The following is an 11,104-nucleotide window of genomic DNA, read 5'->3' as shown; positions in this document are numbered from 1 at the left end:
GCTCGCTCGAGCGGTGATGCTGACTCGAGTTGCGGCGCCGACGGTGTCGACGATCCCCACATGGATAGCGATGCCAGCGTGGGTGACCTGTTCGGTGGGGATCCGTGGGCGGGGTATGTGGATGTGGGGGCGTTGGGGCCGGGGGCGTATCGGGCGTTGATGGATGAGGTCGCCGCGTCTTACGCGGCGGGGCATGACCGGCCGGAGCAGGAACTGTCGGGTGGGGTGACCGCGGCGCGGCGGGGCCTGGGCCGGGCCTGGCTCACCCGGGATGAGGCGGTCACGGTCCTGGAGGAGGACCTGGTCGCCTCGGTCGAGGCGTTGGGTGAGGTGTCGACCCAGCTGGGGGCGGTGACGTTCACGATGGTCCGCGAAGCCCACGCACGGGGCCTGCACACGGCGTTGTCGTTGTCGTTGGTGGACTGGCTGCGGGCGAGGTGCCCGTGGACGTCGGTTCAGGAGGCGTCCCAGATCGCGGCGGTCGTGAAAGCGTCGACGAACCCGGCGATGGCCGCGATCGGGGACGCGGTCGCGGCGGGCACGGTCCCGGTGTACCGGGCCGCGCTGGTGGCCCGCACCATGACCCGACTGAGGACCTCACTCGAGGTGGACCAGCTGGGGGAGTACACGGCGATCGCGACCGCTGCGGCGGCGAACCGGGGCGTGTCGGACCGGGACCTGGCGAAGGTGTGCCACCGGCTGATCGAAGACCTGCTGGAGGGCAAGGCCCCGGGCGAGGGCGAGCGCACCGCGCACGAGCTGCGCCGGGTGACGACCCGGACGGTGGGGCGGGGGTCAGCGAGCTTGACGAGGTTCACGATCGACGCCCCCGCGGGGGCGGCGGCCACGATCACCGGGGTCCTGACTTCCGCGTTGGCGGCACCGGTGCCGGTCACTGACGAGCACGGGCACGTCGTGGAGGTGGATACCCGGTCGGCGGGGCAACGCCGCTTCGACGCGCTGGTCACGGTGATCGACCGGGGCCTGTCCAACCCGGGCGCTGGCCCCTCGACCGCGCGAGCGAGCGTGATGCTGCTGATCCCGTTCGACCCCGCGAAGGGTGCCCAGGGTGGGGGCCCGGCGTTCACCGCTGGAGGGGACTACGTCCCACCCCGCGCCGCCGCCCAGGCCGCGTGCACCGGGGACGTGACACCGGTATGGGTCTCGCCCGACGGGGAGCCGCTCGCGTTGGGGCGCACAGCGAGGTTCGCGTCCCCGGCGCAGTGGAAAGCCCTCGCGGTGCGCGATGGTGGGTGCACGTTCCCCGGGTGCTCCGCGCTGCCGCAGTGGTGCGACTCCCACCACATCACCCATTGGGCCCGCGGCGGCACCACGGACCTGACCAACCTCGCCCTCCTGTGCGGCAGGCACCACACGCACGTCCACCTGCACGACCTCACCGCGACCATCACCGGCGGCACCGTCACCTGGCACCTGTGACCACCACGCCCCGAAGCCGACCCCACAGGGTCGGCTCACAGGCATGTGCAGATGAGCGAGAGCACGCAGTCAGAGGCGCACGGTAGGGGCGCATGGCAGGGCGCACGTCGGGGGTGCGCAGCGGGCCGGGCGCCTCGCGGCCTGAGGGAAAGTCTCGCCGCTGGTGCTGGATGCTTTGGAGCACGCCATGTTCCGGTGCGGAAGCCTGGATTCAGCGGCCCCGACGCCGGCCTCAGGTCGCGTTGAGCGGCGACGTCTTCGACGACACCAGCTCGAGCCGCTCCTCCGGGCTGAGTGCCGCCAGTTGCTGCAGCACAGCCGCTGGGTGACCCGCGACCTCCGGTCCCTCGGCCACCGGCACGATCGAGTGGACGACGCGATCGTCATACACGTGCACGAGGTTGACCGACTGGTGTGCGTCGACCGCTGAGGTGAGCCGATCCAGTGGCGCCGGGTCCTCGAGATAGCACGTCGCTGCGGCCACGGACACCGGGATGCCGGCGAAGGTCGAGTGCGACGAGTAGTGGAAGTGCCCCCCCAAGATGCTCACCACGTCGCTGCCCTCGATCACTGCCGCGAGTCGGTCCTGGTCGAGCAGCTCGATGATGGAAGCCGCCGGCACCATCGGCACCGGGATAGGCGGGTGGTGCAGCGCGAGGATGGTGCCGTGCTCGGCCGGCGTCGCCAGGATCTCGGCCAGCCACGTCAACTGCTCCTGGCGCAGCTCGCCGTGGTGGTATCCCGGCACTGTGGTGTCCAGCGAGATGACCCGCAGCCCGTCGACCTCGTAGACCCTGTCCTGGGTGTCCTCGGCGCCGACCTCCTCCCCGAACAGCTCAGCCGCATAGGCCGGCCGCTCGTCGTGGTTGCCGATGACCCAGATCACCTGCGCCCCGAGCTGCTCGGCGATCGGCTCCATGAGCGATCTCAACTCACGGTATGCCGCCGGCTCGCCGAGGTCGGCTAGGTCACCGGTGACGACGATCGCCTGCGGCGCGGGGTCGAGCCGGGTGAGCCGCTCCAGCGCGGGCCGCAGTCTCTCGCTCGTGTCGATCGCGCCGAACTGGCGCACCCCACCGGCGAGCAGGTGGGTGTCGCTCACGTGGGCGATCGTGTAGCGCGGGAGGGGGTGCTGACCGAAGGACTCCGGAGGCTGGCTCACGGCCGCCAATCTACCGACCGGGCGCCGCGCATGGTTGCCCCCGACGCTCGGTGGGTGATGGGAGCGTCAGGCGACGGGCAGGGCAGCGAGCGCCGCCAGCAGCGCCGCCAGCTGCACCAGGACGGCGCCCGCGCCGAGCACGTCGCCGGTGACGCCGCCCAGCGTCCGCCGCGCCCAGGCCTGCACCAGCCAGGGCACCGCTGCTGCGGCCAGCACCATCCAGACCGCCGGCCCGGCGCCGACGACGGCCCAGGTCACGCCGGCGCAGGCCAGTCCGAGGAGCACCGCCACGAGCACCAGCGGGCGCCGTAGGCCGGCCACGAGCTCTCGCCCGGTCCCCTCGTCCCGCGCGTAGGGCAGCCGAAGTGCTGGGACGAGCATCTCCGCCCGGGCCAGCGCCCCAGCCGCCCCGGTCACCGCCAGCAGCCGCCACCCGTCCAGCGCATCGAGCAGCCCCGCCAGCAGCGCGACCTGCAGCAGCAGCGCCAGGACCACGGCCGCTGCGCCGTAGACCCCCACCGCGTGGTCCTTCATGATCCGCAGCCGCGACTCCCGGTCCCGGCCCCCGGATCCGTCGGCGCAGTCGGCCAGCCCGTCGAGGTGCAGCGCGCCGGTGAGCACCACCTCCGCCGTCACCGCCAGCACCGCGGCAGCGAGCGCGGGCAGCACCAGACCCGAACCCACGGCGACCCCACCCACGAGCACGCCGACCGCCGCCCCGACAACCGGGAAGGCCCAGACCGCCCGCGCCAGGTCGAAGGCCCGCCGCTCCGGCACCGGGACCCTGGTGAGGAACGCGGTCGCGTCGAGCAGCGCCCCGAGCATCAGCCCCTGTCCCCACCCAGCCCGAGATCGGCCAGCTCGCCCATGTCCTCCAGCAGCGCCAGCGCCGACCGGACGAGGGGGATCGCCAGCGCGGCGCCGCTGCCCTCGCCCAGGTGCATACCCAGATCGAGCAACGGCTCCAGCCCGAGCTCCTGCAGCTGCATGGTGTGCCCCGGCTCGGTGGAGCGGTGCGCAGCGATCATCGCGTCGGCGCAGCGCGGCGCGAGCCGCCAGGCCATGAGCGCACCCGCGGACGCGATGAAGCCGTCGAGCAGCACCGGCACCTGCCGGGCCGCGCACCCCAGGGTGACCCCGGCCAGTGCCGCGATCTCCAGCCCGCCCATGGTCGCGAGCACCTCCCAGGGCTCGTCGACGTCGTCATGCCGGGCGAGGACGGCGTCGACCATCTCGACCTTGTGCGCCAGCACCTCGCCGGTGACGCCCGTCCCCGCGCCGACCACACGCGCCGGGTCGCGGTCGAGGATCGCGGAGGTGAGCACGCTCGCCGTGGTCGTGTTGCCGATCCCCATCTCGCCCAGCGCGACGAGGTCGGCTCCCTCGTTGATGAGCTCGTCGGCCAGCCGGATGCCGTGGGCCACGGCGAGCTGCGCCTCGGCCACGCTCATCGCCGGTCCATCGGCGCTGTTGGCGGTCCCGGCGCGCACCCGGCGGTCGAGGATGGGCGCCCACCCTGGTTGCGGCGCAGGCGGATCCACCACGCCCAGGTCAGCCACCACGAGCCGTGCTCCGGCCCGCTCCGCGAGGATCGAGACCGCCGCCTTCCCGGTCGCGAAGCTCGCGAGCATGAGCCCGGTGACCTCCTGCGGGTAGGCGCTCACCCCCGCCTGCGCGATCCCATGGTCGGCGGCGCACACCACCACGACAGGGTGGTCCACGCGCGGCTGCCGCGTGCGCTGGATGCCGGCGATGCGGGCGGCGAGCTCCTCGAGCCGTCCGAGGCTGTGCCGGGGCTTCACCTTGCCGTCGAACGCACCCGCCACCGCCGCAGAGGAGTCGTGGTCGGGGCCGCCGAGGGCAGCGATCGTGCGCTCCACCAGGTCACGGGCGGTGGTGCCGGGGTCGGCCGGAACGGCCATGGTGCTCAGTCCTCCACAGGGTCCAGGGTCAGGGTGCGGCCGGCGACGACGAGCTGGGCGAGATCGGCAGACCTCGCCACCTGCTGGTTCACCCGGCCGAGACGGTCACGATAGTCGCGCGACAGCGGGTGCATGGGCACGATCCCCAGGCCGACCTCGTTGCTCACGACGATGACATCTCCGCGGTATGCCTCCGCCCACCGCGCGAGGTCGCCCGCCCGGGCGACGGTGGTCGCCTCGTCGTCGCCGTGCTCCAGGAGGTTGCTGACCCACAGCGCGAGGCAGTCGACGACGACGTAGCGGCCCGGGGCGATGGCCGCACAGGCGTCGACGAGATCCACCGGCGCCTCCACGGTGTCCCACCCCTCGGGGCGCTCGGCCCGGTGCCGGGAGATGCGGTGCGCCATCTCCACGTCGCGCACCTCGGCGGTGGCGACAAAGGTGACGGGTGAGCGGCTCCGGGTGGCTCGGCGGACAGCCAGTGCCGACTTCCCGCTGCGGGCGCCGCCGGTGAGCAGCGTCAGGGTCATATGTCGCGTCTCCTCGAGGCTCGCAGGGTGCGGGTCCGCAGGGTGTCGATGATCCACCCTGTCACGGCCCCGCCGACGAGCGTGAGTTCCACGCGGTCGACGAGGCGTCGGGCCCGGTCGATGTCGGCAGCCACCGGGCGTGGCCCGTCGCCGAGCCGGGGCCGGTCTTCGACCCGCTCGCCGTAGCGCAGCGGCCCACCCAGCTCCACGCCCAGCGCCCCCGCGACCGCAGCCTCGGCCACGCCGGCGTTGGGGGAGGGGTGGGCTCCGGCATACCGGCGGACGGTGGCGAGCACCCGCAGGCCCCCGCCGCTCCTGCCCACCGCTCCGACCGCTCGACCCCCGAGTCCGTGAACGCTCTGGCCACCTCTGCCCCGGCCAACCTCGAGTCTGTGCACGCTCCCATGACCGGTGCATACGGAATATCGTGTGCACAGGCGATCGTTCCGTGCACAGGCCCGGCATACGGCGGCGTCGAGCGCCACCAGCCCGGCGAAGAGCCGCGCCGGCACCCAGGCCATCGCATCGTCGGTGCGGGCCGCCGCCCAGCCGAAGCGCGCATAGCGCTCGCTGCGGTGCCCCACCATCGCGTCCATCGTGTTGACCGCCCGGTGCGCGAGCACGCCCGGCGCCCCCGCGACCAGCCCCCAGAAGGCCGGCGCGACGACGGCGTCCACGGTGTTCTCGGCCAGCGACTCCACGACCGCGGCGGCGATCCCGGACTCGTCCAGCCCGCTCGGGTCGCGGCCCACGAGCCACGGCAGCCGCTCGCGGGCGGCGTCCAGGTCACCGGCGTCGAGCATCGAGAGGATCTCCCCCGCGGTATGCCGCAACATCCGTCCGGCGCTCGCCGTCGCGACCGCGGCGGCCACGCCCGGCGCCCCGAGCCGCCCCAGCGCCCTTCCCGCGAGCGCGCCGAGGCCCGCTCCGACGACGGCATACCTGACCCCGGCGCGGCGCGCGTCCGCGTAGGCGACGCTCTCGACCCGCCCCATCACCCGCCCGAACCACGCCACCGGGTGCCAGGCGTCCGGCGGCTCGCCCAGCGCACGGTCGAGCAGCAGCCCGGCTGCGACCCCGAGCGCACGCTGGCCCAGGCTCACCAGACCACCGAGGCGGCGACGTCGTCGGGCGGCCACGGGTGGGCGGCAAGTCCCCGCTCCACAGCCGCGTGCACGGTCTCGGCGACCCGCTGCCCCCAGGGCGAACGGACCCCGGCGAAGGGCTCGGCGTCCTCCCCCTGCGCCTCGGGGCAGAGCACGACGGCCGCGTCGCTCGCGGTGCCCGTGCCCGGCACGCCGCCCTCGACGAGCGCTTGCGTCTTGGCCTCCGTGAGCGTGCCCAGCGCCTGCACGAGTGCCGAGGCGGTCAGGGCCACCGGGAGGGCGACGACGATGTTGATCGTGCCGGGGGGTGGCGGGTCGCCCGGGCCATCCACCCGGCCGGGCTCCGACGAGGGACGTCGCGCCCACGTCGGCTTGGTCACCCCGACCGTCGCCCAGGCCCGCACCCCCTCGTTCTCGGCCTCCTCGACCTGGGTGACGTCGGCCGCGGTGAGCAGCGAGGTCCCCGGTCCCATCAGCCCGAGCTCGGCAGCGCGCTCGCCGGCGTAGGCGGCCAGGTCCGTCCGCCGGAACGCATCGCCCACGTCCAGATTGCTCACCCACCGCGGGCGCACCAGACCTCCGCCGACCGACGCCGAGCTCAGCGCCACCCAGCCCGGGGGCACCTCCCAGACCAGCGCCCGCGCGGCACGCTCGACCCGCATCGTCACCATCCGGGCGCCTCGTCCGGTGGGGTGGCGCTCGCGGCCAGTGCCTCGATCCGGTCCAGGTCCAGATGCCGCTCCACCCACTCCGCGAGGTGGTCGAGGTGCTCGTCGAGCGCCACGGCATACGGCCTGCTCGAGGGTATGACCTCACGACCACGCGCTCTCGCGACCTCACCGAGGAGGTCGTGCCGGAGGGCGTCGGCGTCGAGGATGCCGTGCACCGTCGTGCCGCGGACTCGGCCGTCCGCCCGGATGCACCCCTCCGGCACCCGGGCCAGCGGCCCGGCCTCCAGCTCCAGCCACGGCCCGACTTCGGCCGCGTCGCTGCCGTCCCTGTCGTCGCTGTCGTCGCTCCTGTCGCTCCCGTCGCCGTCGCTACCGTCGCTCCCGTCGCCGGAGACCGTCGAGACCGCTGAGCCGGTCTGGCTCACGGACACCCGGCCGAGGTGGATCTGATAACCGGCGACCGGCCGGTCGGGCCCCCCTGCGGCCCGACCGGCGGTCTGCCGGACGACCTTCGGCGTGCCGAAGGTCGTCGAGGCGGGCAGCAGCCCGAGCCCGGTGACACGCCCGGCGCAGGACTCCACCTCGTCCTCGATGACCGTGCAGAGCATCTGGTAGCCCCCGCAGATACCAACGATCCAGAATCCGTCCGGATCGGCCGCCGCGCGGGTGAGCGCGCGATCCAGGCCCTGCCGCCGCAGCCATTGCAGGTCGTGCACGGTGGCCCGCGATCCGGGCAGCACGACGAGGTCGGCGTCGGTCAGGTCTCCGGGCCGGGTCGCCCAGCGCAGCTCGGCGGACGGCTCCAGCACAAGCGGGTCCAGGTCGGACGGATTGGCCAGGTGAGGCAGGCGCACCACGGCGACCCGCACCGGCCGGTCGGTGCCCTCACCTGGCTCGGTGCCCTCTCGCTCAGTGCCCTCCGGCCGCCGCCACGGCGCCCGCAGGTCCAGCGAGTCCTCCACGCCGAGCATCGGCTCCTCGCCCAGGTGCGGCAGCACCCCCAGCACGGGCAGCCCAGTCCGCTCCTCCAGGTCCCGGATCGCCGGGTCGAGCAACGAGACGTCGCCGCGCATGCCGTTGAGCACGAAGCCCTGCAGGCACGATCTCAGCCACTCCGGCAGCAGCGCCCACGTCCCGTAGGCCGCAGCGAAGGCCCCGCCCCGGTCGATGTCGACGACGAGCACCGCGGGGATCCCGGCCGCTGCAGCGAGCGGCAGGTTGACGATGTCGCGGTCCCACAGGTTCGGCTCGGCGGCACCGCCGGCGCCCTCGAGCACGACGACCTCGTGCTCCCGCCTCAGCCCGGTGAGCGCGTCGAGGACGACCGGGCGCAGGGCGCGGGCGCGATCGCCATACCCCACCGCGTCGTCGACGGCGACCTCCTCGCCGAGCACGACGACGTGCGAGCGCATGCCCGAGGGCTTGAGGAGGACCGGCCCCATCCGACGATCCGGCGCCACCCGCGCGGCGAGCGCCTGCATCGCCTGAGCACGCCCGATCTCGCCGCCGTCAGGCGTGACGGCGCTGTGGTTGGACATGTTCTGCGCCTTGAACGGCGCGACGTCGCGGCCGCGGCGGGCCAGCGCACGGCACAGCGCCGAGGTCACGGTCGACTTCCCGGCACCGCTCGTGGCGCCCGCGACGAGCAGCGCGCCCACCTCACCCCTGCTCAGTAGTCGATCCCGCGACGGGCCCGGATCCCCTGCTGGAAGGCGTGCTTGACCGGCACCATCTCGGTGACCGTGTCGGCGACGTCGATGACCGGCTGCGGCATCTCGCGACCGGTGAGGAAGACGCTGACCCGCTCGGGCCGGGTGCGCAGCGCCTCGACCACGGCATCGGTCTCGATCCACCCCCAGTTCATCGGGTAGGAGATCTCGTCGAGCATGACCATCGCGTGCTCACCGGCGGCGATCAGGCCGGCGCTGAACTCCCACGCGGCCACCGCCTTGGCGCGTGACTCGTCCAGATCCTCACTGTCCCACGAGAATCCGTCGCCGGCGCTGAACCACTCGACGCCGAGCTGGCGCAGCATCGCCTCCTCGCCGGTGCGCCACTTGCCCGACTTGAGGAACTGCACGACGGCGGTCGGCCACTCCCGCCCGCGGCTGCGCAGCAGGGTGCCGAAGGCGGCGGTCGACTTGCCCTTGCCATGGCCGGTGTTGACCAGCACCAGCGACGGGGCCGAGCGCAGCTGGCGCCGGTCGTAGGGCCGCTCGGTGCGCGGCTCGGCGTGATCCTGCGTGCCCTGTGTGCCCTGCGTGTCCTGCTGCTGGTCGCTCATGAGATCTCCTCGGTCGGCGATCGATCAACGGACTCGCGAGCCCCGGTTCTGGACATCGGATGCTGGGCGACGGGCCCCAGACTCCTCTGTCCAGAAAGGGGGGTCACGGCGGGGATCGGGGTATGCGGTGGGCGCGGCGCCGGGAGCACGACCAGATGGCCGTCGAGATGGTGCACGCGGACCGGGTGGCCGTAGACGCGGCTGAGCAGCTCGGGCTCCAGCACCTCCTCGGGCGTGCCCACCGAGACGGGCACGCCACGCTCGAGGAGGAGGACGCGATCGGCATACCGCGCGGCCATCCCGAGGTCGTGCATCGCGGCGACCACGGTCAGGCCGTCCTCGCAGCGCAGCTCGTCGACCAGCTCCAGCACCTCGACCTGGTGCCCCATGTCCAGCGCGCTGGTCGGCTCGTCGAGCAGCAGCACCGGCGACTGCTGCACCAGCGCCCGGGCGATGACGACCCGTTGCGCCTCGCCGCCCGAGAGACTGCGCACCTGCCGGGAGGCGAAGGAGGCCAGGCCGAGCCGGCGCAGCACGTCCGTGGCGATCCGCCGGTCTGCCGGCGACTCCGAGGAGAGCCAGCCGAGGTGGGCGGTGCGGCCGAGCAGGACGTACTCCACCACGCTCATCCCCGGTGGCAGCTCCGGCGACTGCGGCATGAGGGCCAGGTCGGTGGGTCCGGGCGCGCTGCCGTCACCGAGCTCGACCGTGCCGGTCCGGCGGACCAGCCCGACGAGCGAGCGCAGGAAGGTCGACTTGCCCGAGCCGTTGGGGCCGATGAGCCCGAGCCACTCCCCGGAGCGCAGCTCCACGTCGACGCCGCTGACCACCTCGGTGCCCTCGAAGGCCACCCGCACGTCGTGGGTGCGCAGCGCGTGCGCTGGCGTGAGCTGGTGCGCGGTGCTCATCCCATGACCTTTCGCCGCCACAGCACGACGCAGAAGAACGGCGCCCCGACGAAGGCGGTGATGACCCCCACCGGCAGCTCGGCCGGGGCGACCAACGTGCGCGCGCCGATGTCGACCGTGGCCAGGAAGGCGCCGCCGACGATCGCCGATAGTGGCACGATGAGCCGGTAGGAGTGCCCGACGAGCAGCCGGACCAGGTGCGGCGTCACCAGCCCGACGAAGGCGATGAGGCCGCTCACCGACACCGCGGCCGCCGTGATGAGGGTCGCGGCCGCGACCACCACGAGCCGGGACCGGGCCGGTGCCAGCCCGAGCGACCGGGCCTCGTCGTCACCGAGCCGCAGCACGTCGAGGTGCCGGCCGTGCAGCCAGAGCACCGCCCCGGCGAGCAGCACGTAGGGCAGCAGCAGCGTCACCGGACCCCAGCCGTGCGTCGCCAGCCGGCCGAAGAGCCAGGAGAGCACCTCTCGGGCGCGGGTCTCGTCGAGCCGGGTGAGGGCATACGTCTGCGTCGCCGAGAAGAGCGCCGCCATCGCGACGCCGGCGAGCAGGAGCGTCGCCGGGTCGCGGAAGGAGCCGCGCGCGACGAGCACCGAGCCGGTCACCGCGAGGCAGGCGCCGACGAAGGCCGCCATGGGCAGCGCCGCGACCGGCCCCCAGGACAGGTCGAGGCCGAAGCCGAGCGCGAGCACCGCCCCGAGCCCGGCACCGGCGGAGACGCCGAGCAGGTAGGGGTCGGCGAGCGGGTTGCGGAAGACGCCCTGGTATCCCGCGCCCGCCATCGCCAGGCTCGCGCCGACGAGCGCGGCGAGGAGAGTGCGCGGGAGCCGGATCTGCCAGAGCACCTGCTCCTGCGCGGGAGTGAGCGTCTGCGCGAGGTCGGCGCCGGGCAGGGCCCCGACGAGGGCGCGCACGACGCCCTCGACGGGAAGCCCTGCCGCTCCTTGCGTGACCGAGGCCAGGATCGCGAGGAGCAGCAGGGCGGTGCAGCCCAGCAGCGCGGGCACCGACAGCCGGAAGGCGCGGTCGGCGGCCTCGTCGAGCGCGTCGGTGGGCGCGTGGGTGCGGGCGGTCATGAGGT

Annotated in this window: 11 protein-coding genes; 1 reads left to right on the top strand and 10 read right to left on the bottom strand. The window is 73.8% G+C overall.

Annotation, left to right across the window (positions count from 1 at the left end; genetic code table 11):
- The first annotated feature begins 60 nt into the window (after positions 1 to 60).
- The gene (locus AC5PYY_RS03455; protein WP_493898407.1) at positions 61 to 1,440 is read left to right on the top strand and encodes an HNH endonuclease signature motif containing protein; all 1,380 of its coding nucleotides are present in this window, start codon (positions 61 to 63) and stop codon (positions 1,438 to 1,440) included.
- Positions 1,441 to 1,672: 232 nt separating this feature from the next.
- Here the strand turns inward: AC5PYY_RS03455 and AC5PYY_RS03450 are convergent, their stop codons facing one another.
- The 10 genes from AC5PYY_RS03450 to AC5PYY_RS03405 form a co-directional block, all read right to left on the bottom strand.
- Complete coding sequence (locus AC5PYY_RS03450; protein WP_493898406.1) at positions 1,673 to 2,602, bottom strand: phosphodiesterase; 930 nt, start codon at positions 2,600 to 2,602, stop codon at positions 1,673 to 1,675.
- A 66-nt stretch (positions 2,603 to 2,668) separates the two neighbouring features.
- The gene (cobS, locus tag AC5PYY_RS03445) at positions 2,669 to 3,427 is read right to left on the bottom strand and encodes an adenosylcobinamide-GDP ribazoletransferase (protein WP_493898405.1); all 759 of its coding nucleotides are present in this window, start codon (positions 3,425 to 3,427) and stop codon (positions 2,669 to 2,671) included.
- Complete coding sequence (gene cobT, locus AC5PYY_RS03440; protein ID WP_493898404.1) at positions 3,427 to 4,524, bottom strand: nicotinate-nucleotide--dimethylbenzimidazole phosphoribosyltransferase; 1,098 nt, start codon at positions 4,522 to 4,524, stop codon at positions 3,427 to 3,429. Before cobT ends, cobS begins: the two co-directional genes overlap by 1 nt.
- A gap of 5 nt (positions 4,525 to 4,529) precedes the next feature.
- Positions 4,530 to 5,054: a bifunctional adenosylcobinamide kinase/adenosylcobinamide-phosphate guanylyltransferase gene (gene cobU, locus AC5PYY_RS03435; protein WP_493898403.1), complete on the bottom strand. Its 525-nt coding sequence runs from the start codon at positions 5,052 to 5,054 to the stop codon at positions 4,530 to 4,532.
- On the bottom strand, positions 5,051 to 6,157 hold the full coding sequence (locus AC5PYY_RS03430) for a cobalamin biosynthesis protein CobD/CbiB (RefSeq protein WP_493898402.1): 1,107 nt from the start codon (positions 6,155 to 6,157) through the stop codon (positions 5,051 to 5,053). The genes cobU and AC5PYY_RS03430 overlap by 4 nt, the downstream gene beginning before the upstream one ends.
- Positions 6,154 to 6,831: an adenosylcobinamide amidohydrolase gene (locus AC5PYY_RS03425; RefSeq protein ID WP_493898401.1), complete on the bottom strand. Its 678-nt coding sequence runs from the start codon at positions 6,829 to 6,831 to the stop codon at positions 6,154 to 6,156. Before AC5PYY_RS03425 ends, AC5PYY_RS03430 begins: the two co-directional genes overlap by 4 nt.
- Positions 6,825 to 8,489, bottom strand: coding sequence for a cobyric acid synthase (locus AC5PYY_RS03420; protein ID WP_493898400.1), 1,665 nt, complete (start codon positions 8,487 to 8,489; stop codon positions 6,825 to 6,827). Before AC5PYY_RS03420 ends, AC5PYY_RS03425 begins: the two co-directional genes overlap by 7 nt.
- A gap of 11 nt (positions 8,490 to 8,500) precedes the next feature.
- Positions 8,501 to 9,115, bottom strand: a complete 615-nt coding sequence (gene cobO / locus AC5PYY_RS03415; protein ID WP_493898399.1) for a cob(I)yrinic acid a,c-diamide adenosyltransferase — start codon at positions 9,113 to 9,115, stop codon at positions 8,501 to 8,503.
- Positions 9,112 to 10,023, bottom strand: coding sequence for an ABC transporter ATP-binding protein (locus AC5PYY_RS03410; protein ID WP_493898398.1), 912 nt, complete (start codon positions 10,021 to 10,023; stop codon positions 9,112 to 9,114). The genes cobO and AC5PYY_RS03410 overlap by 4 nt, the downstream gene beginning before the upstream one ends.
- Positions 10,020 to 11,099 carry a FecCD family ABC transporter permease gene (locus AC5PYY_RS03405; RefSeq protein WP_493898397.1) on the bottom strand — a complete coding sequence of 360 codons (1,080 nt, stop codon included), beginning with the start codon at positions 11,097 to 11,099 and terminating at the stop codon, positions 10,020 to 10,022. Before AC5PYY_RS03405 ends, AC5PYY_RS03410 begins: the two co-directional genes overlap by 4 nt.
- Positions 11,100 to 11,104: the final 5 nt, after the last annotated feature.

It is taken from the genome of Serinicoccus sp. JS2-9, from assembly GCF_059025165.1.
The sequence above is the reverse complement of the archived record's forward strand: the minus strand, read 5'-3'. Positions and strand labels throughout refer to the sequence as shown.

Coding starts and splice junctions, on each gene's coding strand:
- cobS (WP_493898405.1), bottom strand. CDS start 3,427: ATGCTCGGGGCGCTGCTCGACGCGACCGCGTTCCTCACCAGGGTCCCG.
- cobU (WP_493898403.1), bottom strand. CDS start 5,054: ATGACCCTGACGCTGCTCACCGGCGGCGCCCGCAGCGGGAAGTCGGCA.
- AC5PYY_RS03405 (WP_493898397.1), bottom strand. CDS start 11,099: ATGACCGCCCGCACCCACGCGCCCACCGACGCGCTCGACGAGGCCGCC.
- cobO (WP_493898399.1), bottom strand. CDS start 9,115: ATGAGCGACCAGCAGCAGGACACGCAGGGCACACAGGGCACGCAGGAT.
- AC5PYY_RS03410 (WP_493898398.1), bottom strand. CDS start 10,023: ATGAGCACCGCGCACCAGCTCACGCCAGCGCACGCGCTGCGCACCCAC.
- cobT (WP_493898404.1), bottom strand. CDS start 4,524: ATGGCCGTTCCGGCCGACCCCGGCACCACCGCCCGTGACCTGGTGGAG.
- AC5PYY_RS03455 (WP_493898407.1), top strand. CDS start 61: ATGGATAGCGATGCCAGCGTGGGTGACCTGTTCGGTGGGGATCCGTGG.
- AC5PYY_RS03425 (WP_493898401.1), bottom strand. CDS start 6,831: ATGGTGACGATGCGGGTCGAGCGTGCCGCGCGGGCGCTGGTCTGGGAG.